Origin of the sequence: Lysobacter sp. Root76, assembly GCF_001428685.1 — a bacterium.
In the GTDB taxonomy this organism is placed as follows: domain Bacteria; phylum Pseudomonadota; class Gammaproteobacteria; order Xanthomonadales; family Xanthomonadaceae; genus Lysobacter.
In genome coordinates, this window is sequence record NZ_LMIK01000010.1 from 47,339 (window position 1) to 68,847 (window position 21,509).

At 69.7% G+C, this 21,509-nt stretch carries 19 protein-coding genes; 3 read left to right on the plus strand and 16 right to left on the minus strand.

What is annotated here, in order from left to right; all coding sequences use genetic code 11:
• Positions 1-30: 30 nt before the first annotated feature.
• Both ASE10_RS18530 and ASE10_RS20455 read left to right on the plus strand, forming a co-directional pair.
• Positions 31-2,868: a pitrilysin family protein gene (locus ASE10_RS18530; RefSeq protein ID WP_056306150.1), complete on the plus strand. Its 2,838-nt coding sequence runs from the start codon at positions 31-33 to the stop codon at positions 2,866-2,868.
• Between the two features lie 225 nt (positions 2,869-3,093).
• A complete protein-coding gene (locus ASE10_RS20455; RefSeq protein ID WP_157488371.1) occupies positions 3,094-3,303 on the plus strand; it encodes a hypothetical protein in 210 nt (69 codons plus the stop codon).
• Positions 3,304-3,566: 263 nt separating this feature from the next.
• Here ASE10_RS20455 and ubiB read toward each other — a convergent pair whose 3' ends face one another.
• From ubiB to ASE10_RS18585, 13 genes are all read right to left on the minus strand, one after another.
• Positions 3,567-5,231, minus strand: a complete 1,665-nt coding sequence (ubiB, locus tag ASE10_RS18535; protein WP_055905106.1) for a ubiquinone biosynthesis regulatory protein kinase UbiB — start codon at positions 5,229-5,231, stop codon at positions 3,567-3,569.
• Positions 5,228-5,887 (minus strand): SCP2 sterol-binding domain-containing protein, encoded by a 660-nt coding sequence (locus ASE10_RS18540; protein WP_055905109.1) that lies wholly within the window; start codon positions 5,885-5,887, stop codon positions 5,228-5,230. Before ASE10_RS18540 ends, ubiB begins: the two co-directional genes overlap by 4 nt.
• Positions 5,888-5,983: 96 nt before the next feature.
• A complete protein-coding gene (locus tag ASE10_RS19830) occupies positions 5,984-6,142 on the minus strand; it encodes a DUF1328 domain-containing protein (RefSeq protein ID WP_082559763.1) in 159 nt (52 codons plus the stop codon).
• Positions 6,143-6,234: 92 nt separating this feature from the next.
• Positions 6,235-7,224: a 2-alkyl-3-oxoalkanoate reductase gene (oleD, locus tag ASE10_RS18545; RefSeq protein WP_055905112.1), complete on the minus strand. Its 990-nt coding sequence runs from the start codon at positions 7,222-7,224 to the stop codon at positions 6,235-6,237.
• Positions 7,221-8,915: an olefin beta-lactone synthetase gene (gene oleC, locus ASE10_RS18550; protein ID WP_055905115.1), complete on the minus strand. Its 1,695-nt coding sequence runs from the start codon at positions 8,913-8,915 to the stop codon at positions 7,221-7,223. Before oleC ends, oleD begins: the two co-directional genes overlap by 4 nt.
• Positions 8,916-9,064: 149 nt before the next feature.
• On the minus strand, positions 9,065-9,958 hold the full coding sequence (locus ASE10_RS18555) for an alpha/beta fold hydrolase (RefSeq protein ID WP_157481135.1): 894 nt from the start codon (positions 9,956-9,958) through the stop codon (positions 9,065-9,067).
• 224 nt (positions 9,959-10,182) lie between these two features.
• Positions 10,183-10,335 carry a hypothetical protein gene (locus tag ASE10_RS20460; protein ID WP_157481112.1) on the minus strand — a complete coding sequence of 51 codons (153 nt, stop codon included), beginning with the start codon at positions 10,333-10,335 and terminating at the stop codon, positions 10,183-10,185.
• Positions 10,336-10,427: 92 nt separating this feature from the next.
• On the minus strand, positions 10,428-12,284 hold the full coding sequence (locus ASE10_RS21340; RefSeq protein WP_055905121.1) for an XVIPCD domain-containing protein: 1,857 nt from the start codon (positions 12,282-12,284) through the stop codon (positions 10,428-10,430).
• Between the two features lie 55 nt (positions 12,285-12,339).
• Positions 12,340-12,810, minus strand: a complete 471-nt coding sequence (locus ASE10_RS21245; RefSeq protein WP_235565849.1) for a hypothetical protein — start codon at positions 12,808-12,810, stop codon at positions 12,340-12,342.
• A 138-nt stretch (positions 12,811-12,948) separates the two neighbouring features.
• Positions 12,949-13,194 (minus strand): hypothetical protein, encoded by a 246-nt coding sequence (locus ASE10_RS18570; RefSeq protein WP_055905124.1) that lies wholly within the window; start codon positions 13,192-13,194, stop codon positions 12,949-12,951.
• 183 nt (positions 13,195-13,377) lie between these two features.
• Positions 13,378-14,394, minus strand: coding sequence for a 3-oxoacyl-ACP synthase III (locus ASE10_RS18575; RefSeq protein ID WP_055905128.1), 1,017 nt, complete (start codon positions 14,392-14,394; stop codon positions 13,378-13,380).
• Between the two features lie 200 nt (positions 14,395-14,594).
• The gene (locus ASE10_RS18580) at positions 14,595-14,981 is read right to left on the minus strand and encodes a DUF4156 domain-containing protein (protein ID WP_082559764.1); all 387 of its coding nucleotides are present in this window, start codon (positions 14,979-14,981) and stop codon (positions 14,595-14,597) included.
• A gap of 468 nt (positions 14,982-15,449) precedes the next feature.
• Positions 15,450-18,329 (minus strand): pitrilysin family protein, encoded by a 2,880-nt coding sequence (locus ASE10_RS18585; RefSeq protein WP_055905132.1) that lies wholly within the window; start codon positions 18,327-18,329, stop codon positions 15,450-15,452.
• Positions 18,330-18,526: 197 nt separating this feature from the next.
• Here ASE10_RS18585 and ASE10_RS18590 point away from each other — a divergent pair, with 197 nt between their 5' ends.
• Positions 18,527-19,006: a tRNA (cytidine(34)-2'-O)-methyltransferase gene (locus ASE10_RS18590; protein WP_055905135.1), complete on the plus strand. Its 480-nt coding sequence runs from the start codon at positions 18,527-18,529 to the stop codon at positions 19,004-19,006.
• A 40-nt stretch (positions 19,007-19,046) separates the two neighbouring features.
• Here ASE10_RS18590 and ASE10_RS18595 read toward each other — a convergent pair whose 3' ends face one another.
• Genes ASE10_RS18595 through ASE10_RS18605 form a run of 3 tightly spaced genes read right to left on the minus strand, consistent with a single transcriptional unit; the run spans position 19,047 to position 21,505 of the window.
• A complete protein-coding gene (locus tag ASE10_RS18595; RefSeq protein WP_200949803.1) occupies positions 19,047-20,423 on the minus strand; it encodes an NAD(P)/FAD-dependent oxidoreductase in 1,377 nt (458 codons plus the stop codon).
• Positions 20,410-21,273 carry a DUF6875 domain-containing protein gene (locus ASE10_RS20860; protein WP_200944162.1) on the minus strand — a complete coding sequence of 288 codons (864 nt, stop codon included), beginning with the start codon at positions 21,271-21,273 and terminating at the stop codon, positions 20,410-20,412. The genes ASE10_RS18595 and ASE10_RS20860 overlap by 14 nt, the downstream gene beginning before the upstream one ends.
• A 22-nt stretch (positions 21,274-21,295) precedes the next feature.
• Complete coding sequence (locus tag ASE10_RS18605) at positions 21,296-21,505, minus strand: MbtH family protein (RefSeq protein WP_055905140.1); 210 nt, start codon at positions 21,503-21,505, stop codon at positions 21,296-21,298.
• Positions 21,506-21,509: the final 4 nt, after the last annotated feature.

Consider the following 21,509-nt stretch of genomic DNA (forward strand, 5'->3'; position numbering starts at 1 on the left):
GTCACACGCACCTTTTTTTCTGGACCCTACATGCGATCGTCGTCCCTGCTGTCGTTCCGTCCGTCGTCGCCCCGTCCGCTGCTGTCCACCCTCGCCCTGGCCTTGTGCCTGGCCCTGCCCGTGCAGGCCGCCGAACCCGCGGTCGCGCTGACCAAGGGCGTAGACGCCGGGCCCTGCGTCGAAGGCATCTGCGAGTACAGCTTGCGCAACGGTCTGCGCGTGCTGCTGTTCCCGGACGCCAGCAAACCCACGGTGACGGTCAATCTGACCTACCAGGTCGGCTCGATGCACGAGAACTACGGCGAGACCGGCATGGCGCACCTGCTCGAACACCTGCTGTTCAAGGGCACGCCGACCCACTCCGACATCACCGCCGAGATGAAGAAGCGCGGCGTCGGCTTCAACGGCACCACCTCGTCCGACCGCACCAACTACTACGCCGCCTTCCCGGCCAACGACGACACCCTGCGCTGGCTGATCGGCCTGGAAGCCGACCGCATGGTCAACTCCAACATCGCCAGGAAAGACCTCGACAGCGAGATGACGGTCGTCCGCAACGAGATGGAGGAGAACGAGAACAGCCCCATCGCCGTGCTCTCGCAACGCGTACGCTCCACCGCTTATCTCTGGCACAACTACGGCCACAACACGATCGGCGCGCGCAGCGACGTCGAAGGCGTGCCGATCGATCGCCTGCAGGCCTTCTACAAGTCCTGGTACCGTCCCGACAACGCGACTCTGATCGTCGCCGGCCGCATCGATCCGGCCAAGACCCTGGCGGCGATCGACGCCGCGTTCTCACCCATCGCGCGGCCCAAGACCGCGATGCGCCCGCTCTACACCGTCGACCCGACCCAGGACGGCGAACGCAGCGTGGTCGTGCGCCGCAGCGGCGACATCCAACTGCTGCTGGCGGCCTATCACGTGCCGGCCGAAACCCATCCCGACAGCGCCGCGCTCGGCCTGCTCGCCGACATCCTCGGTTACGTGCCCGGCGGCCGCCTGCACAAGGCCCTGGTCGAAACCAAACTCGCCGCCGGCATCGACAGCGGCGCCGACAGCCTGCGCGACCCGGGCCTGATGACCGCAGTGGCCGGCCTGCCGCGCGACGGCGACGCCGCCAAGGCCGAAGCCGCCCTGCTGGCGCAGTTGGAGAACATCGCCGCCACACCCATTACCCAGACCGAACTCGACGCCGCCAAGCAGCGCATCCGCAACGGCTACGAACTGGGCTACACCAACGTCAACGCGGTCGCGCTGGGCCTGTCGGAAGCGATCGCGGCCGGCGACTGGCGCCTGTACTTCCTGCGTCGCGATGCGTTCGAGCGGGTCGGCTTGGACGACGTCAACCGCGTCGCCCGCGCCTACCTCAAACCCAGCAACCGCACCCTCGGCCGCTTCGTCCCCACCGACGCCGCCGACCGCACCGAGATCGGCACCGCGCCGACCGCCGCCAGCCTGGTCCAGGGCTACACCGGCAAGGCCGCGATCGCCGCCGGCGAACAGTTCGACGCCAGCCCGGCCAACATCCAGGCGCGCACCGAGACGTTCACCCTCGGCGACGGCCTCAAGGTCTCGCTGCTGCCGAAGAAGACCCGCGGCGGCACCGTCGTGGTCAATGCGCGCTTCCGCTTCGGCGACCTGGCCTCGCTGCAAGGACGCACCGCCGCCGGCAGCGTCGCCGGCGCGCTGCTGATGCGCGGCGCCGCCGGACTCAGCCGCGAGCAGATCGACCAGCGCTTCGAAGCGCTGAAGACCGAGGTCGGCGTCGGCGGCGGACTGCAGGCGGCGGGCATCGGCATGACCACGCGCCGCGAACAGCTCGCCGAGGCGCTCACCCTGGCCGCGCAGGTGCTGCGCAAGCCCGACTATCCGCAAAGCGAGTTCGAGCAGCTGCGCCTGCAATCGATCACCGGCCTGGAAGCCGCGCGCAAGGAGCCCGACACCGTCGCCGACATGGCCCTGGCGCAGTACTTCGATCCCTGGCCCGAAGGCCATCCGCTGCGCTGGCGCAGCATCGACCAGTCGATCGCCGACCTCAAGGCGCTCAAGGTCGAGGACCTGCGCGCGTTCCACCGCGATTTCTACGGCAGCGCCGACGGCGAGATCAGCGTGGTCGGCGACTTCGACCCGGTCGCGCTGAAAGCCCAGCTCAAGACCCTGTTCGCCGAGTGGCGCACCCCGCACCCGTTCGTCGCGATCGACACCCACTACCGGCCGGTCGCCGCGCGCCGCGAGCGCTTCGAGACGCCGGACAAGGCCAATGGCGTGCTGTTGGCGCGCACCAACGTCTCGCTCAACGACCGCGACCCCGACTACCCGGCGCTGCTGGTCGCGAACTACATCCTCGGCGGCGGCGGCCAGTCGCGCCTGACCGACCGCATCCGCCAGAAAGATGGCCTGAGCTACGGCGTCTCCAGCAGCCTCGACAGCGATTCCAGCCGCGAAGGCCGCGACGACGCCGGCAGCCTGCTGATCCGGGCCATCGCCGCGCCGCAGAACCTGGACAAGACCGAAGCCGCGATGCGCGAGGAGTACGCACGCTGGATCAGCGACGGCGTCGGCGCCGACGAACTGCGCGATGCGGTCTCCGGCCTGCTGACCCAACGCGAACAGAGCCGCGCCTCGGACGGCGCGGTGGCCGGCCTGCTGTCGAGCAACCTGTTCCTGGGCCGCACCATGCAGTATTCGGCCGATGTCGACGCGAAGATCGAGGCGCTGACGGTCGAGGAGGTCAATGCGGCGATCCGCAAACATTTCAAGCCTGAGGATCTGAGCGTGTACCTGGCCGGCGATTTCGCCAAGACAGCGCCCGCGGCAGCCAAGCCGAGCGCGGCGTCCGCGGGAGGTGCGGCAGGCAAACCCTGAAGTCGGCCGCGTTTCCGTCGCAGTCTCTCGCAGTCGCGGGGCTGCGATCGCGGCTTACGCCGCTCCCACAGGAAGCAAGATGCCATACGTGCGGTGAAGCGCGGTCGTTGCTACCGCCACCGTTGCCGTTGCCCCGGCATTGAAATCCAATGCCCCGCACTCGCCCAACCCCACTCAGACCCGAAGGGCGGCGCGCAGGACGCGCGCCGTTTTTCGAGGAACAGGATGTTCCAGCAAGAGAAAGTGACCGGCATGCGCAGCAGGCGGAAGCTGTTGCTTAAGAACGAAACCACGCAGCAAACGGAATTCGAAATCGCGGCTTACGCCGCTCCCACAGAAAGCGAAGCCAATCCGAATCGAAGCCAGCGCGGTAGCCGAAAGTCGCGGTCGCGGCTCACGCCGCTCCTACCCCAAGGCGAGTGGCAGGAGAAGTGACCTGCACGCGCAGCAGGCGGAAGCCTTTGATCTAAGGAACCGAAACCTTCGCCGAACCCGGAGTTCGCGATCGCGGCTTACGCCGCTCCCACAGAAAGCAGAAAGCGAAGCCGGTCCGCACCGAAACGCACGCAGCAGCCGGAGGTCGCGGTCGCGGCTTACGCCGCTCCTACCCCAAAGCGAAAGCGGAGCAGACACGGCTGTAGGAAGTCCGCGATGAGGGGCTTAACAGCCCACCCCACGTCGGAAGCGAGCGTGCTCGATTATTTGTTGCGTCGCGGCCAAGCCGCGAGCAAGGCCCACAGCCCACCCAACCCGGCGATCCAGGACGAAGCCGGCACCGACCAGAAGCGCGGCCCACCGGCCTCCAGGCCGTACAGCACCGCCGCCACGATCAGCAACCCGGTCCCCAGAATCGCCGCGACCGTGCGCCGCTGGGCATCCTTGACCGTGCGCGTGAGCTCGGCCAGATCCTGCGAACGCATGCGCAGCTCGTGTTCCCCGCTCACCTGCTGGGTCAGCCAGGCGTGCAGCAGGCGCGGCATTTCGGGCGCGTGCGTGACCAGTTCGGGCAGACGCTTGCGGAATTCCGAGGCCAGGCGTTGCGGGCTGTAGCGCTCGACCAGGATGCGTTGCAGCACCGGCCGCGCCACCGCCCAGATGTCGAGCTTGGGGTCGAGCAGGCGGCCGACGCCTTCGATGTTCAGCAGGGTCTTCTGCAGCAGGATCAGCTGCGGCTGCAGGGTGAGCTCATAGCGCTGCGCGGTGCGGAACAGCTTGACCAGCACCTCGGCCAGCGAGATCTCGCTCAACGGGCGGGTGAAATACGGCTCGCAAACCGCGCGCGTGGCCGCTTCGAGTTCGTCGATGCGGATGTGCGCGGGCATCCAGCCGGCCTGCACGTGCAGCTCGGCGATGCGGCGGTAGTCGCGGTTGAAGATGGCCATGAAGTTCTCGGCGAGGTAGTACTGATCCTCGTCCGAGAGCTGGCCCATGATCCCGAAGTCCAGGGCGATGAAGCGCGGGTTGCTCTTGCGCTCCGGCGCGCTGTCGACCCAGATGTTGCCGGCGTGCGCATCGGCGTGGAAGAAGTTGTCGCGGAACACCTGGGTGTAGAACACGCGCACGCCCTTGGCCGACAGCGCGCTGCGGTCGATGCCGGCGGCGTCGAGCGCGGCGATGTCGTCGGACGGAATGCCGTACACGCGCTCCAGCGTCAGCGCGCGCTCGGCGGTGTGCGACCAGATCACTTCGGGCACGTAGAGATCGTCGCTGTCCTTCCAGAACCGGCGCAGCACGCTGGCGTTGGCGCCCTCGCGCTGCAGGTCCAGCTCGGCGGCCAGAGTGCTTTCGATCTCGGCCACGATCTCGCGCGGACGGATCTTGTCGGCGCTGGGATGGGCACGGTCGACCACGCTGGCGATGGTCTTGAGCAGGGCGATGTCGCCGGCGATCTGCTTCTCGATGTTCGGCCGCAGCACCTTGACCACGACCTCGCGTCCTCCCGGCAGGATCGCCGCATGCACCTGCGCGATCGAGGCCGAGGCCAAGGGGACGGTGTCGAAGGCTTCGAAGGCCTCGCCGATGCTGCGCTCCAGCGCGGTCTCGACGATCGCGCGCGCGGCTTCGCCGTCGAAGGGTTTGACCCGGTCCTGCAGCAACGCCAGTTCGATCGCCACGTCCGGCGGCACGAGGTCGCGGCGGGTCGACAGGATCTGGCCGAACTTGACGAAGATCGGACCCAGCTCCTGCAGCACCAGGCGCAGGCGCGCGCCGCGCGGCATCGCCGCGATCTCGGCCGAGGCGCGCGGCACGAACGGACGCGCGAGCTTGAGCCAGCGCTCGGCCGGCGTGCCGTCGAGCAGGTCGTCGAGCCGGTAACGCAGCAGAACCCGGCCGATGCGCCAGGCGCGCAGCGCCGACTTCATGCGCCGCCCCGCGCGGCGATGCGCTCGCGCAGGCGCGCGACGCGCGCGGCCGCACGCTCGACGTCGTCGCGCACCGCGTCGACGTCGTCGTGGAAGGCGTTGAGTTCGTCGCGCGCGACCACGTCGCGCGATTCCTCGGTGACGAATTCGGCCGCGTTCTGGGCGAAGGCGCCGGCCGCGTCGCGGGCGTGGCGCAGGCCGCCGGCGATGCCGTTGGCGATTTGCACGCCCAACACGGGACCGAACAGGCCGGAGATCGAGTTCTGCCAGTCCGGATCGAAACGCTCCGCCAGCCGCTGCAGGCGACGCGCGAGGTCGGCGTCGCCCTCGATGCGCAACTTGCCGACCGGCGGAGCGTCGTCGTTGCGCAGGAACGGCAACTGCGAGACCAGGCCGGCGAGGGTGCTGCGCACCGACAGGTCGGGTTCCACCTCGGCGTCGACCGGCCCGACCCGCAGGCAGTCGCCGTCGACGCGTATCTGCAGCGCCAGCGGCGGCGCCGCCAGATGCAGGGCGAGGCGGCGGCCGTCCAGCGCGCGCAGGGCGTCGCGGGTGTCCGGATCGAGCGCGAGCGCGCGGTTGAGCGCGGCTTCGAGCGCGCCCCCGGCCATGAACTTGAGCGAGGACGGGAACAGGGCGTCGGCGGATGTGGTCATGCCGCTATTGTAGCCCTCCGTTCCGGCGGCCCCGGCGGCACACCACCCCGGCCGGCGTAGCGGTCGGAACGGCGGCCGCGCCCGGCCTCAGCCGACTCAGACCTTGCGGCCGCGCAGCAGCGAGACGATCGCCAGGATCACGAAGACGACGAACAGGATCCAGGCGATGTTGGTGGCGGCGCCGGCGATGCCGCTGAAGCCCAGTACCGCGGCGATGATGGCGACTATGAAGAAGATGACGGCGTAACGGAGCATGCGAACCTCCTGATTTGGCCCGCGGCGGCGGATGCCGCGGAACGAACCCGATCCTCCACGGATGCGAGTGCTCAGGCGGTGACGGCGCGGGCTCAGGTGCAGGCGGCCTTCAGCCGGGTGAGCCCCTCGTGAAAGCTGACCCGCGGCACGTAGCCGAAATCGCGGGTCGCCGGCGCCATGTCGTACCAATGCGAAGTCGCCAGCTGCTCGGCGAGGAAGCGCGTCATCGGCGGCTCGCCCTTCAGCGGCAGTGCGTGCCACAGGCCTTCGCAGACCGCGCCGATCGCATAGGCCGCGCCGAACGGCAGGGTCTTGTCGACCTGGGGCGCGCCGACCGCGGCGAGCAGACTGTTGAGGGTCTCGCGCATGGTCTTGGGCTCGCCGTTGCTGATGAAGTAGGCACGGCCGGCACAGGCCGCAGCCGGAGCGAGGTGGTCGAAGGCGTCGAAGTGCGCCTGCGCGGCGTTGTCGATATAGGTGGTGTCGACCTTGTTGTAACCGTCGCCGACGAAACGCAGGCGCCCGGCCTCAGCGCGCGCGACCAGGCGCGGCAGCAACTGGTTGTCGCCCACGCCCCAGATCAGGCGCGGACGCAAGGCCACGGTCGCCAGCGAAGGGGCGTTGGCGGCTAGCACGGCCTTTTCGGCGATGGCCTTGGTGGTCGCGTACGGCGCCTTGAAGCCTTCGCCGTAAGGCACGGTGTCGGCGGTGCCGCCTTCGACCGGATGGGTGGCACGATGGGTGACGCTGGGCGTGGAGGTGTAGACCAGGCGCCCGATCCCATGGGCACGGCAGGCCGCGAGCACATTGTCGGTGCCGACCACATTGGCCTGATGATAGCTGTCGTAGCTGCCCCAGGCGCCGGCTTTGGCGGCGTTGTGAAACACCGCCTCGCAGCCGCGCGCAGCCGCGATCACCGCCTCGCGATCGGCCAGGTCGCCCTGGGCCTGGATCACGCCCAGTGCGTCCAGCGCCGGATACAGGCCGCGGTTGTAGCTGACTACCTCGTAGCCGCGCTCGACCAGGCCGCGGCACAGGGCCTGGCCCAGGAAACCGCCGCCGCCGGTGACCAGCACTTTCATCGCCAGGCTCCTTCCTTGGCCGCCCAGACCGCGAGCTTCTCGCGGCCGATCTTGGCGTTGTGGCGGATATCGACGGGGAAGCGCTTATGGCGCAGGAAATCGCCGATCGCCGCGGTATGCGCGTGGGCGGCGCCGATCGCGCGCAGTTCGCGCTCGATCGCGGGCCAGTCGTGCGGGTTCGCGCCTTCGGCCAGTTCCACGCACAGCACCGGCCGTTGCGCGCCGGCGGCGCCGACGCCGACCAGCGCGGTGCGCCGCACTCGCGCATGCGTGTTGAACACCGGTTCGACCTGCTCGGTGTACAGCGGCCCCTGCGCGGTTTCGACGCGGTGGCTCTTGCGGCCGCAGAACCACAACCGGCCCTGCGCGTCGAAATAGCCCAGATCGCCCATGCGGTGGACCACCCGTTCGCTGCCGTCCGCCAGCGGTTCGCGGATCTTGGCGGCGAGGGTCGCGGCTTCGCGATTGAAATAGCTGTCGGTGGCGGTCGGGCCGGCGACGGTGATCTCGCCGACCTCGCCCACGGCCAGCACGCGCGCGTCCGCCCACTGCGCGATCGGCGCGTCGTCGATGGCGATGATGCGGATCTCGTTCGGCGCCACCGCGCGGCCGACGCAGGTGCCGGCGCCGGCCTCGGTGACCGCGCGCGTGGATTGCAGTTCGCGGCCCTCGATCACCGCCACCGGCAGGCATTCGGTGGCGCCGTACGGGGTCCAGAGCTGGGCGTCGTCGGGCAGCAACGCGCGCAGCGCCGCGACCGTGTCCGGCGGCACCGGCGCGCCGGCCGAGGTCACCCGCTTGAGGCCGCTCAGCTTGGCGCCGTGCTTGACCAGCACCGCCATCAGCGCCGGCGAGCCGAACAACTGGTCGACACCGAAGCGCGCGATCACGTCGTGCAGCTTGTTCGGATCGGCCTGGCCCGGGCGGGTCGGGTCCATGTCCGGGACGACCGAACTCAGGCCCAGGGCCGGATCGAACAGCGCGAACGGCGGGAAGGTCGGCAGATCGACGCCGCCGGGGACGATGCCGAAGGCCCGGCCCATCATTTCGATCTGGGCGACGAAATGGCGATGCCGGTAGACCACGCCCTTGGGCACCCCGGTCGAGCCGCTGGTGAACACGATTGCGGCGACTTCGTCGGGGTGGGTGTCGGCGAGCTGGCTGCCGGCGCCGCTGCCGGCGCGCTCGACCTCGGCCAGGGTCGCATCGGCGAGCCAGGCGCGGCCGCCGGTGGTGATGCGGATGCGCGCCGACTTCGCCCAGCCCAGCACCACCCGCGCGATGTGCGCCAGCGGGATGCCGATGAAGGCCTCGGGCAGCGCTTCGTCCAGGCATTGGCGCAACGCGCGCTTGTCGATGCCCGGATCGACCAGCACCGGCACCGCGCCGGACTTGAACAGGGCGAACATCAACAGGAAGAACTCCGGCGACGGCCGCACCATCACCACGGTGCGGGTGCCGCGCACGATCCCGCGCTTGGCCAGTCCGGCCGCGATCGCATCGCTGCGCGCGTCGAGTTCGGCGTAGGTCAGGACCTGGTCGTAGCGCGCCAGGCCGTCGGCGCCGCGCGTGCCGGGGCAGCGCATCGCCACCCGCTCGGGCGCCTCGGCGGCGCGCCGCGGCAGGGAAGCGGCGATATTGCAGGGCGTGCTGGGCGCGCGCTCGGGCGCGACGGAGGATTCGTTGTTCATGCGTGGATTGTAGGGGGTCCGGGCGAATCGCAGCCTCGGCGCCGCGTCCACGGTGGCGGCGACGCGAGTCGCGATGCTTTGAGCGCGGCCGGATCGCGGCTTACGCCGCTCCCACAGAAGGCGGCCATCGCACGCGTGCCGCCCGAGACTCAGGCCATCGGATGGCTGTCGAGGAAGGCGCGGATCTCCGGCACCAGCACCGCGGCTTTGTCTTCCATTACGTAGTGACCGGCGTCCTCGAAAGCGTGCACCTGCGCCTGCGGCAGGGCGTCGGTGAAGCCCTTGAGGAAGTGGTGATCGAACACGAAGTCGCGCAGGCCCCAGCCGATGAAGGCCGGACGGTCGGCGTACTCGGGCAGCTTGCGGCCCATGGCCTGGACCAGCGGCCAGGCGGCGTCGCCCTCGCCCAGCGGAATGTCCTGGACGAAACGCGAGGTGGCGATGCGGTTGGCCCAGGAGTCGTACGGCGCCAGGTACGCGCGGCGCACCGCGCGCGGCATCGGCGTGACCACGCCGACGCGGGCCGCGCTGCCGGCGAAGGCGTTGAGGCCGCGGATCAGGCCGGTGCCGATCGCCGAGTCGCGGCCCAGGCGCAGGCGCTTGGGCAGAGGCTTGGCCGCCGGCAGCGGGAACGCGCCGGTGTTGGTGATCACCAGGCGCTTGATCTGGTCGGAATGCTTGAGGCCCCAGCCGAAGCCGATGCCGCCGCCCCAATCGTGCACCGCCAGGGTGATCGGGCCGTCGATGCGCAGGTACTGCAGCAGGCGTTCGACGTCGTCGATGCGCGACTGCAGGGTGTAGGTGTAGCGGTCCTCGCCGGGCTTGTCCGACAGGCCCATGCCGACGTGGTCGGGGACGATGCAGCGGTAGCGATCGCGCAGGCCCAGCGTCAGCTTGCGCCAGTAATAGCTCCACGACGGATTGCCGTGCAGCATCACCACCACCTCGCCGTCCTTCGGCCCCTGGTCGAGGTAACTCATCGCGATGCCCGGACGGACTTCGAAACGCTGCGGCTGGAACGGGTAGTCGGGGAGATCGCGGATCGACGTCATCGGTGGCTCGTGCGGCGCCCGCGCAGGAGCGCGGGCCGGGCGGACAGGGGCGCCATTATCGGCCGCAACGCGGCGGCGCGGGGGGTTTTGGCGGCGAAATCGGCTCGCCATGGGCCTTGGGGTAGGAGCGGCGTGAGCCGCGACCATCTTACCCATGCGGCGCCCGGGTCGCGGCTTACGCCGCTCCTACCCCAAAGCGGGTGCTGCGGGCGCGGTCAGTAGCTGTCGTCGATCCGCACCGGCACACCGTGCTCGCGCAGGCGCGCGATGTCGCTGCCGTCGTCGTGGCGCTTGTCGTTGTCGGTCAGCAGGCGCACCGCGATACCGCGACGGTGGCTGTCGAGTTCGGCGTAGTCGACGGCCGTCATCGGCTCAGCGTGCGTTCGTTGAGGCGGTCGGCGAAATCGGCCAACGCGCGCTGCAACTGCTGCTCGGTCGCGGCCTGGGCGTGGGCCGCCTCTCAAGCCAGGCGCCGCGGCCCTAGCGCCTGCTGTTCCTGGGCCTGGGCGCGCTGCGCGTCCTGGGCGAGCTGCTGCTGGCCGACCTGGTCGAGCTGGCGCTGCGAATCGGCCACCGGAGTGCGTGCGGCCTCCTGCACCGGCGTTGCGCTAACCCGGTGCGCGGGGTCGTCGAGCCGCCCCTGCACCGCGATCAGGTTGCCGTTGAGGTCGGGGCCGCCACTGTGCGCATCGCGACTGAAGACCAGATGGTCGATGCCGGTCATGCGCGCGCGGGTCGCGTCCACGGCCACGCCCATCGCGGTGCGCTGCAGTTCCTCGTTGCTGGCCTGCTTGCCGTGGCGCTCGTACAGCGACTGCACCTGGCCGAGGGCGTCGCGGTACAGCGGGTTGTCGGACGCGGCATCGCTGCGCTGGCCGGTGGCGCGCTCGCGTTCGCCCGGCGCGGTCACCGGCGCGTCGCTGCCGGGCACGCCGCCGGCCGGCACCTCGACCGGATCGCGCGTACCGCCGCCGGGCGTGGCGTTGCCCAGGGTGATGCCGAGGTTGCCGCTTTCGAACTCCTTGACCGTGACCGTCGCGCCGGCCTGATCGGTGATGCGCAGGTCGGTGCCCTGCACCAGGTAGGTGTAGCGGCCGTCGGCGCTGCGGTAGGTGTTTTCGGGATCGCCCTCGTTGCGCACGCCGCCGGTCAGCGCCTGCCCGCCCCAGCGCACTTCGCCGAGCTTGTCGCTGTCGAGCACGGTGTCGCCGTCGCCGACGACGTAGGTGTCGTTGCCCTGCCCGCCCTCGAGGCGGTCGCGGCCGGCGCCGCCGATCAGGATGTCGTCGCCGCGCGCGCCGCGCAGCGTGTCGTCGCCGCCTTCGCCGATCAGCAGGTCGTTGCTGGACACTTCGGCGTTGTTGCGCCGGCGGGTGGCGTCGAGGGTGGCGGCGTGTTCGGCGTCGACCGCGACCGTGGCCGCGTCGCGGCCCGGATCGAGGTAGATCGCACCGGCCTCGAAAGCTTCGTTGGTGAGGCGATCGGCCAGATCGGGGTGCTCGCGGCGCAAGTCGGTGAGCAGTGCGTTGCGCGCCGGCGCCAGGGCCTCGCGGATGGTCTGCACTTCGCCGTAATCGGCGGTGATGTTGCTGTAGTCGCGGTTGGCCAGGTCGATCATGTTGCGGCCCTCGACGCGGCCGTCGATGGACTCGCCCCAGTTGCGTTCGTCGCGGACGATGCGGTCGCGGTGCAGCTGGAAGCTGCGATAGACGTCGCGCGCTTCGTCGGCGCCGACGTTGGCCGGGTCGTCGTACAGACCGAACAACTGGCCTTCCATGTAGCGGCGCTTGCGCAGGCCACCCTCGGAAGGCGCGTGCGAGCCCCAGGAGTTGTAGCGCAGCTCGAACCAGGCTTCGGCGCGGTCGCCGGCTTCGACCGCGTCGCGGAACGGTTCCATGTTGCGGTTATAGGAACCGACGCCGCGGTTATAGACCACCGACACCGCCGCGGCTTTTTCGCGCGACATCGGCATGTTCAGCGCATTGACCGGCGCTTCGTATTCGGGGATCGAGGCTTCCAGCAGCCGATCGGCCTGGGCGGCGTCGAGCGCGCGCGGGAAGGTCAGGCCGAGTCGGGTGCGGTCGGCGGCGGGGGCTTCGTCGATGCGCTGTAGCAGCGCGCGCTCGTCGCGGGTCAGCTCGATCCCCGAGCGATCCCATATCTCGACGTTGTTGGAGCGGTTGAAGGTGTAGCCGTAGCCGATCGTGGCGCGGGCGTCGCCGACGTCCTGCGAACGCTCGTGCAGCGACTCGGTGATCTTGACCAGCCGTTTGATCAGCTCGTTGTACTGCTCTTGGGTGAGTTCGTTGTAGTCCATGACGCTTGTCGCTCCTGGTGATCCGCCCCTCCTGGGGCGCGGGTATTGCGGTTGTTCACATCAGATCGGCGTAGTCCCCGATCTGGTCGCACACGGGCTTGGGCGGATCGGCCAGCTCGACCACGCGTTTGGCATCGGGGTCCTTGCCTTTGCTGGCGCCGACGATGCCGTAGACCAGGTAGTAGCGGCCGTCGCGCTCGATCAGGCCGAAGCGCGACATCTCGCTGAAGTTGTAGCGGCCGCCATCGTCGCGCTCGACCGCGAACTCGCATTCGGAATAGCTGCCGGCGCCGCATTCGGCCGACAGACTCTTGAGGCCGTGACGGCCGCCGAGATCGAAACGGTAGCCGAGGCCGCCTTCGTCGGAGCCGCCGGGCTTGAGCTGGTAGCGCTCGTATTGGCCGGAGGCTTTCCATTCGCGCACCTGGGTGCACAGGTCCGGGGACGGGGACGTTCCAGTCGGCGCGGCGGTGGCGCAGGCCGAGGCTAGCAAGGGCAGGACCAGGGTGTAGGCGAGTTTGCCCATGCATCGCTCCGTGATGACGTGATCGCTTGCGTAGCGCAAAGCATGCCGCGCGCCCGTTGCGGCTACAAGCCGGGACGCGGGCGCGCTGCGCTGTTCAGTTTTTGCGATGCGGCGAACCGGGCCGGCGGCCCGGCCGGCTCAGGCGGAAATGCCGTGCAGTCGACGCGCTTCGTCGATCCGCGACTTCACCATCGGATCGATCTCGCTCAGTTCGGCCTGCTTGAAGATGTTGCTCAGCACGCGACGCTCGTCCTCGTCGACGACCTGGTCGCGCAGGGCCAGCGCGAGCAGCTTTTCCAGCTCGGCGACGTCGAGCTCGCCGTCGTTGGTGAAGACCGGGATCGAGGCCAGGGCGATTTCGAGGTGGCTCTTGGGGGCGGCCATGGGCGGCTCCTTGCGTTGCGTGCGGGGCTTCGATCCTAACGCGGCGGGTGTGCGGATCGTGACGAACGCGATCGCTGCGCGGTGGTACGCGCCGCCGCGCATCCGAGCCGCCGCGCAAACAAAAAGCCCGCGCTTGCGGCGCGGGCTTTCGGGTACGGCGGCCGGACGCGCCGGCGGCGTCGCTTACCAGACCACTTCGGCCATCGAGCAGTTCAGGCCCGAACCGATGCCGAGCAGGGCGACGCGGTCGCCCTTCTTCAGGCGGCCCATCTCGCGCAGCTTGCTCAGCACGATCGGCACCGAAGCCGGGCCGATGTTGCCGTGCTCGTTGAAGATGGTCAGGACCTTCTTCGGGTCGATGCCGAAAGCCTTGATGAAGGCCTGGGTGTGGACCTGGCTGACCTGGTGGATGACGAATTCGTCGAGTTCGTCGGCGACCCAGCCCAGCGCGCCCATCGCCGCCAGCCAGGTGCGCTGGGCGAGCTTGAGGCCCTCGGTCAGCAGCATCTTGGTGTCGGTGACCATGCGGTCGAGGTTGCCGCGGCACAGGCCGTTCCACTGCGTCGCGGCGCGGGTGACGCCGCCGCGGTAACGCGGCGCGCCCGGCGCGAGTTCGGAACGCGCCATCACCATGGCCGCGGCGCCGCAGCCCAGGGTCAGGGTCGCCAGTTCGTTGCGGAACTGTTCGGCGGTGGCGTCGGGCGCGGTCAGGCGCTCGAGGGTCTTCTCGTAGGCCAGGCCGGCGGTCTCGCCGTCCACGACCAGGGCGTAGTCGATCTCGCCGCGCTCGATCATGCGCGCGGCGATGTCCATGCCGTTGATGAAGGCCAGGCAGGCGTTGGCGACGTCGAAGTTCTGGCAGTGCTCGGACAGGCCGAGGTTGCCGCTGACGATGCTGGCGGTGGACGGCTCGAGGTAGTCGCGGCTGACCGAGGTGTTGACCAGCAGGCCGACGCGGTCGGGTTCGATGCCGGCATCGGCCAGCGCCTTGACGCCGGCCAGGGTGGCCGCGTCGGAAGCGAGCATGTCGCCGTCCCACAGGCGGCGCGCGTGGATGCCGGCGATGTCCTTGAGCACGTCGGCCTTGATGCCGAGCCGGTCGAGGGTCGGCTTGAGGCGTTCGTTGATCTCGTCCGAGCTCAGGCGACGCGGGGCGTCGATGTGGGCGAGACCGGCGATGGCGACATGTTGGAACAGCATGGGCGGCAAACCGTGGGCGGAAACACGAAAGATTAACGGGTTCCACGCCGCCCTGCATTAAATGGTGTCACCCGGGCCACTGAAAGGGCGTCAGCGGCTGAAGCATTCAGGCGGTGCCGGCCGGCACCCGAACGGTGCCGGGACCCGCAAAAGCGGGCTGCGGGCCCTGGATCGGGCCCTAAGGCGGGTCGAACGGGCTTTCAGCCGCCGACCGGGTAGGTCTTGGCGCCTTCGGCCGGGGCGGCGGCGGGCCGACCGACGGTCGGAGCCTGAGCGCCGCAACGGTAGGCGGCATAGCGCTGCTCGCCGTTGGCCGGCGGCGCCAGCGGCTGGATGGTGTCGGCCTGCAGGCCCGGGGCCTCGTTGCGGGCCAGGGTTTCCAGCTCCTCGCTGACGCGCAGGGCGTTGCGTTCGTAGAAGGCGACGCTGTCCTTGACCGAGACCGCGACTTCGCCGCGCTTCTCGCAGGCCGGCGCGGCACCGCCGCTGAGCACGCGCACCGCGGACGCGCCGGGAGCCATCTGCACCCAGGTGCAACCGCCGAGGACCAGGGCGGCGAACAGGGAAGCGGCGAGCGGACGATTCATGCGGAGCTCCGGCGGGGGCGTCGTGGGTGACGCGCATTCTGGCTGGGTGTGCGTGAATTTGGGAGGACTGGGTGGGGGCGGCCCTCACCCCAACCCCTCTCCCGCAGGCGGGAGAGGGGCTAAGAGCGTTGAGGCTTTGATGTCTGCGCTGTTGCGAGCGAGAGGACCCGAGCGCGGACCCGCGCTGTCCCTTCTCCCGCATGCGGGAGAAGGTGCCCGCAGGGCGGATGAGGGCGGCGACGGAGGTTGGAGTTGCATGCGTGCGGCGGCCCTCACCCCCAACCCCTCTCCCGCGAGCGGGAGAGGGGCTAAGAGAGTTGAGGACTTTGATGCCTGCGCGGCTGCGGTGAGGCTTTGATGTCTGCGCTGCCGCGAGCAAAAGGAACCAGAGCGCTGACACCCGTCGTCCCTTCTCCCGCCTCCGGGAGAAGGTGCCCGCAGGGCGGATGAGGGCGCCCCGCTACGCCCTTACTTCTTGACCGGCTTGCCGTCGGCGTCGACCGACTGCACCTCGCCCAGCTTCAGATCGCGGATCGGCTGCTCGATCTTGGACAGATCGCCGACCACCACCCAGGTGACCGCGGCCGGATCGATGGTCTTGGCCGCGGCCTGCGCCAGCGCCGGGGTCATGGCGTCGTTGCGGGCCTTGTACTGGACAATGTAATCGTCCGGGCGGCCGTAGCGCAGATTGCCGGCGACCTGGCCCAGCACCGCGCTCGCGGTCTCGTAGGCGCCGGGCAGGCTCAGCGTATTGCTGGCGCGGATCTTCACCACTTCGGCGTCGGTGATCGACTCCTGGCCGGAGGTGAAGGCGTCGATCTCGCGCTTGAGCTCCTTGATCGACTCCACGGTCTTATCGCTCTGCACCGCCGCCGAGGCGATCCACGGGCGCTGGCCCTTGGTGTTACTGGCGCCGCTGTAGGAACCGTAGGCCCAGTGCTTGTCCTCGCGCAGGTTCATGTTGAGGCGCGAGCTGAACTCGCCGCCGAGCACGCCGTTGGCGAAGTCGAAGTCGATCGAGCCGGCGTCGGCGGTCGGCGGCACTACTTCGCCGACGTAGATGTTGGACTGGATCGCGCCGGGCTGATCGACCAGGAACACGCGCGGCGCCTTCGGGCGCGGCACCGTCGCGACCTCGGGCAGCGCCGAAGCGTTCGGCGCCGGCTTCCAGTCGCCGAAGCGCTTTTCCAGCTCCGGCACGATGGCCTTGAGCGTGGTGTCGCCGACCACGACGATGCGGACCTTGTCGGGCTGCAGCCAATCGCGGTGGAAAGCGACCAGATCGTCGCGGGTTAGCGAGGCGATCGAGGCCTCGGTGCCGCTGCCGGTGAACGGGATCGCGTAGGCGTGGCCGGCGCCGTACAGCAGCGGCGGCAGCACGCGCAGCGCGGCGGTCTGCGGACGCGCCTTCTCCTGCTTGATGCCGGCCAGCCAGGTCGCGCGCACGCGCTCGATCTCGGCGGCGTCGAAGCGCGGACGGCGGACCACGTCGGCGAACAGGTCCAGCGAGGGATCGAGCTTGTCCTTGAGCGCCGACAGGCTGATCGAGGCGCTGTCCAGGCTGGCGCCGGCGCTGAGCTCGGCGCCCAGGGCCTCCTTGCGCGCGGCCAGCTGCAGCGCGCCGTAGTCGCCGGCGCCCTCGTCCAGCATCGACATCGCGAAGCTGGCGGTGCCCAGCTTGCGGCCCTGGTCGGCGGTGTAGCCGCCCGGGAATTCCATCAGCAGCTGCACCACCGGGATCTCGTGGCGCTCGACCAGCACCACTTCCATGCCGTTGGACAGCTTGTCGCGCTGCGGGGTCGGGAAGCTCAGCGCCGGGAAGGTCTTGGTGACCGGCACGCCCAGGCTGCGGTCGACGTCGGACTTGACCGTCTTGAACTTGGGATCCGGCGCCGGCACCGCGGCCGGTGCGCCGGCCGGTGCGGCCTGCGCGGTTTCCGGCAGCGACGAGGCCGGCTTGTCGCTGGGCTGCACGACCAGGGTGTGCGAGCCCACGCCCAGCCACTTCTGGCCGGCCGCGCGCACGCTTTCCGGCGTCGCCGCCATCAGGGTTTCCAGTTCCTCGCGGTAGCAGTCGGGCTTGCCGCTGTAGACCGCGCACTCGGCCAGCACGTCGGACTTGCCGCCGAAGCCGCCGATGCGCTCGATGCCGCGCACGAAGTCGGCGCGGATCGCGGTCTTGGCCTGATCGAGTTCCTCGGCGGTCGGGCCCTGGGTCAGCAGGCGCTGCAGTTCCTCGTCGACGATCTTCTCGACCTTGGCCGAATCCACGCCTTCCTTGACCGTGGTGGTGATGAAGAAGGTGCCGCTGATCTCGCTGTTCCAGACCGAGGTGCCGACGTTGTCGGCGAGCTTGTCCTGGTGGACCAGGCGCGTGTCCAGGCGCGAGGACGCGCTGCCGCCGAGCACCTGGCTGAGCAGGGTCAGCAGGGTCGAATCCTTGCTGCCGTTCTCGGCGACCGGCCAGGCGCGGTAGACGCGCACCTGCGGCACGCGGTCGGGCACGGTCTCGCGGGTGTCCTGGGCGCGCTTGGGGATGTTGGCCGGCATGTCCTTGAGCGTGGCGCTGGCGGGGATGTCGCCGAAGTAGCGCAGGGCTTTTTCCTTCGCCGTCTTCAGGTCGATGTCGCCGGCCAGCACCAGCACCGCGTTGTTGGGGCCGTACCAACTGCGGAACCAAGTCTTGACGTCGTCCAGCGAGGCCGCGTCGAGGTCGGCCATCGAGCCGATGGTCTGCCAGCGGTAGGGATGGCCGGCCGGATACAGCGCCTCGAACATCTTGGCGTTGATGCGGCGGCCGTAGGGCTGGTTCTCGCCCTGGCGCTTCTCGTTCTGGACCACGCCGCGCTGCTCGTCCAGGGTCTTCTGGTCGATCGCGCCGAGCAGGTGGCCCATGCGGTCGGATTCCATCCACAGCGCGGTGTCGAGCGCGGTGGTGGGCACGTTCTGGAAGTAGTTGGTGCGGTCCTGATTGGTGGTGCCGTTCTGGTCGGTCACGCCGACCAGTTCGAACGGCGCGAAGAACTCGCCCTTGTGGTTCTCCGAGCCCTGGAACATCAGGTGCTCGAACAGATGGGCGAAGCCGGTGCGGCCGGGCTGCTCGTTCTTGCTGCCGACGTGGTACCACAGGTTGACCGCGACGATCGGCGCCTTGCGGTCGGTGTGCACGATCACGCGCAGGCCGTTGGGCAGGGTGAACTCTTCGTACGGGATCGCGACCGAGGCCTTGGGCGCGGCGGCGAACGCGGGCGCCGGCGCGGCGGCCCCAGCGCCGATTGCGGCGGCCAGGGCGAGAGCGAGGGCGGCGGCGCGCGGGCGGGCGCGGGACGTCGGCGAGATCGGGGACATGGTGGCTCCTGAGACGGTCGGATTGGTGCGAAACGAACGGGAGCGCACGGGGACGGATCCCGCGCGCGACCCTGCATCCTAGTCGCGGCGGCCGCTCCGGGGCACTAGGCCACAAGTTAGGTAGGGGGGTACGGCCGGTCTGCGTTGCGCACTTTACGTGCCTAGGGCGCCGGGGCCGGGCCCCGCATAATGACCGCATGTTCGACGTCATCCTCTACCAGCCCGAGATCCCGCCCAACACCGGCAACGTGATCCGGCTGTGCGCCAACACCGGCGCGCGCCTGCACCTGATCGCGCCGCTGGGCTTCGAGCTGGAAGACAAACAGCTCAAGCGCGCCGGCCTGGACTATCACGAGTACGCCCGCCTGCGCGTCCACGACGGCCTGGACGCGGCGCTGGCCGCGATCGCCCAGGACCAGGGCGCGCCGCCACGGCTGTACGCCTTGAGCACGCGCGGGCGCACCCGCCACGACCGCCCGGCCTACCGCGCCGGCGACGCCTTCCTGTTCGGCCCGGAAACCCGCGGCCTGCCGGGCGAGGTGCTGGATGCGGTGCCCGAGGCGCAGCGCCTGCGCCTGCCGATGCGCCCCGACAACCGCAGCCTCAACCTGTCCAATGCGGTCGCGGTGGTGGTGTTCGAGGCTTGGCGTCAGCTGGGGTTCGACGGCGGCGAGTGAGAGGCGGCCGCCATGCCGCCGCCCCTGCCGTGACCCGCGCTCAACCGACCAAAGCCACCCAAGCGCCGAGCGCGACCACCGCCAGCGCGCCGGCGGCGGCGCCCACTAGGATCCGCTCCTGCCGTTGCGAACGCGCCAGCGCGTCGCCGTAAGGCATCGTGGTGTGCGCGATCATCGTGTACAGCGGCAGCCAGGTGCGCGGCAGCAGGCGGTTCAAGGCCACGTCCAGGCGCTTGCGCGCGAGGAACCACGGCGACTGCACCTTCTGCCGCAGCTCGACGAAGTTGGCCTTCGACAATTCCGCCAGCGTATCGGTGTGCGGGCGGCGCGAGCGCTCGTAATCGGCGAACGCGGCCGCACGGTCGCCGTGCTGGCGCGCCAGGGCCGCCATCAGCGCCGAGCAATCCTCGAACGCCGAATTCATGCCCTGGCCGTAGAACGGATACACCGCGTGGCAGGCATCGCCGACCAACACCATCCAGTCCTCGCGGCTCCACGGCGCGGTGCGCGTGGTCACCAGACTGCCGACCGGATGCGCCATCCATTCCTCGACCAGCTGCGGCAGCAGCGGCACCAGATCGGGGAAATAGGTCGCGAACAGCGCGCGCACCTCGTCCTCGTTGCGGGTGGTGGCGAAACTGTCCGGGCCTTCGAACGGCAGGAACAGGGTCAGCGTGTGCGAGCCGTCGCGGTTGGGATGGGAGACGAACAGGCCGTGCGTGCGCGGCCATACATGCAGCGCTTCGAGCTCGATCGCCGAGCTGCCGTCGGCGCGCGGCTTCAGGGTGAGCTCCTTGTAGCCCCATTCCAGGTATTCCTGGTGATAGTCGGCGCGTTCGCCGCGCTGCATTTCCTGCCGCGCTCGCGAGAACGCGCCGTCGGCCCCGACCACCCAGTCCGGGCGCACCTTCAACGAGGCGCCGCCGGCTTCGAACTCCAGCTCGCGCGCCGCCTTGTCGGTCGCGACCAGGCGATGGCCGAAATGCAGACGCAGCTGCGGATAGCGCTCGGCGCGATCCAGCAACAGGCGGTTGAGTTCGTTGCGGTCGATCGAGTGCAGCACTTCGCCGCGATCCTTGCCGTAGGGCTGGAAGCGGGTACTGCCGTCGGGCGCGTGGATCACTCGGCCGCGCATGGTCACCGACATCGGCATCACCGCGTCGATCAGGCCGGCCTCGGTCAAGGCCTGGATGCCGCGCTTGGACAGGCCCAGGTTGATCGAACGGCCACCCTCGGCGCCGCCCAGGCGTGGATCGGGCCGGCGCTCGTAGACGTCGACGCCGTGACCGAGTTCGGCCAGGCGCAGCGCCAGCAGCGAGCCGGCCAGGCCGCCGCCGACGATGGCCACGCGCGAGCCCATAAGCGGTGCGGCCTGCTGCGCGGATTGCGTATCCGTGGTCATGTCAGCTGGCGTCATCGGCCACGGTTCCGGCGGTGCGGGCGCGGCGCGCGCCCGCGGACGCGCGCGCGGCGGTGCGCGGCATCGCGCTCAGGCGCGGCGATTCGATCAGGCTGGCGTCCAGGCGCTGCTCCAGTTCGGCCTCGACCAGGGCCTCGATCGCCTGTTCGAAGTTGTTGCGGCGCAGGTTGGGGCCGAGCCGGCGCAGGTAGGAACGCAGGTAAGCCGCACGCACTTCCGGCGGATCGATATCGCGGCGCAGGAACGGCAGGTCGGATTCGACCATGTGCCGGATCGCCAGCATCGGGATCGGACTGCGCAGCGGGAAGAACTCGGGATTGCGCAGGCCCGGGCTGCTGTTGTGGGCGTGGAACTCGCCCAGCATCAGGCCCAGCTCGACGAAGCCGCCCTTGTTCGCGGCCTGGATGCGGTCGATCATCGCCGCGCCGTCGCCGCCCAGGTTCGGAAACACGATCAGGATCGACTTGTTGACCGCGGCCGCGCCGGAGCGCGGTTCGATCTCCAGGAACAGATCGCGGTAATGGCCGATCAGTTCGCCCAGGCGTTCTGGGTCGGGGTCGCGGTCGTCGATCTGGGTCAGCCAGATCGTGTCCAGGCCCAGCGCCAGCGGCGTGAACGGACACACCGGTCCGGTGCGCCCCAGGTCGGGATGCGGACGCGCGAGGAACTCGCGCACCCAGCTCACCGTGGTCGCCAGCGGCGAGTCCGGGTGCTGGTTGCGCTCGACATCGGACGCGCGCAACAGTTGCCCGCGCGCCGCCGCTCCTGCGCTTTCGACGTGGGTGCGCGCCGCCATCAGCGCCGCATCCGGGTCGGGCATTTGGAAGGAATCGTTATCTGGGCTCATCGCCTCGCTCCTTGTCCCCAGCCTATCCGCCGCGGATCGCATTGCGCACGCTGAGCGGGCGCATGTCGGTCCACAGCTCGCGGATGCGGGCCAGGCAATCGTCCTTCGGTCCCTCGAAGCCGGCATCGCGCCAACCCTCGGGGACCGCATACGCCGCCGGCAGGATCGAGTACTGGTCTTCGTGATTGACCAACACGCGATACATGCCGAGATCCATCTCTTCTCCTTGCATAACT

Coding starts and splice junctions, on each gene's coding strand:
- ASE10_RS18530 (WP_056306150.1), top strand. CDS start 31: ATGCGATCGTCGTCCCTGCTGTCGTTCCGTCCGTCGTCGCCCCGTCCG.
- ASE10_RS20455 (WP_157488371.1), top strand. CDS start 3,094: ATGTTCCAGCAAGAGAAAGTGACCGGCATGCGCAGCAGGCGGAAGCTG.
- ubiB (WP_055905106.1), bottom strand. CDS start 5,231: ATGAAGTCGGCGCTGCGCGCCTGGCGCATCGGCCGGGTTCTGCTGCGT.
- ASE10_RS18540 (WP_055905109.1), bottom strand. CDS start 5,887: ATGACCACATCCGCCGACGCCCTGTTCCCGTCCTCGCTCAAGTTCATG.
- ASE10_RS19830 (WP_082559763.1), bottom strand. CDS start 6,142: ATGCTCCGTTACGCCGTCATCTTCTTCATAGTCGCCATCATCGCCGCG.
- oleD (WP_055905112.1), bottom strand. CDS start 7,224: ATGAAAGTGCTGGTCACCGGCGGCGGCGGTTTCCTGGGCCAGGCCCTG.
- oleC (WP_055905115.1), bottom strand. CDS start 8,915: ATGAACAACGAATCCTCCGTCGCGCCCGAGCGCGCGCCCAGCACGCCC.
- ASE10_RS20460 (WP_157481112.1), bottom strand. CDS start 10,335: ATGACGGCCGTCGACTACGCCGAACTCGACAGCCACCGTCGCGGTATC.
- ASE10_RS21340 (WP_055905121.1), bottom strand. CDS start 12,284: ATGGACTACAACGAACTCACCCAAGAGCAGTACAACGAGCTGATCAAA.
- ASE10_RS21245 (WP_235565849.1), bottom strand. CDS start 12,810: ATGGGCAAACTCGCCTACACCCTGGTCCTGCCCTTGCTAGCCTCGGCC.
- ASE10_RS18570 (WP_055905124.1), bottom strand. CDS start 13,194: ATGGCCGCCCCCAAGAGCCACCTCGAAATCGCCCTGGCCTCGATCCCG.
- ASE10_RS18575 (WP_055905128.1), bottom strand. CDS start 14,394: ATGCTGTTCCAACATGTCGCCATCGCCGGTCTCGCCCACATCGACGCC.
- ASE10_RS18580 (WP_082559764.1), bottom strand. CDS start 14,981: ATGAATCGTCCGCTCGCCGCTTCCCTGTTCGCCGCCCTGGTCCTCGGC.
- ASE10_RS18585 (WP_055905132.1), bottom strand. CDS start 18,329: ATGTCCCCGATCTCGCCGACGTCCCGCGCCCGCCCGCGCGCCGCCGCC.
- ASE10_RS18590 (WP_055905135.1), top strand. CDS start 18,527: ATGTTCGACGTCATCCTCTACCAGCCCGAGATCCCGCCCAACACCGGC.
- ASE10_RS18595 (WP_200949803.1), bottom strand. CDS start 20,423: ATGACGCCAGCTGACATGACCACGGATACGCAATCCGCGCAGCAGGCC.
- ASE10_RS20860 (WP_200944162.1), bottom strand. CDS start 21,273: ATGAGCCCAGATAACGATTCCTTCCAAATGCCCGACCCGGATGCGGCG.
- ASE10_RS18605 (WP_055905140.1), bottom strand. CDS start 21,505: ATGCAAGGAGAAGAGATGGATCTCGGCATGTATCGCGTGTTGGTCAAT.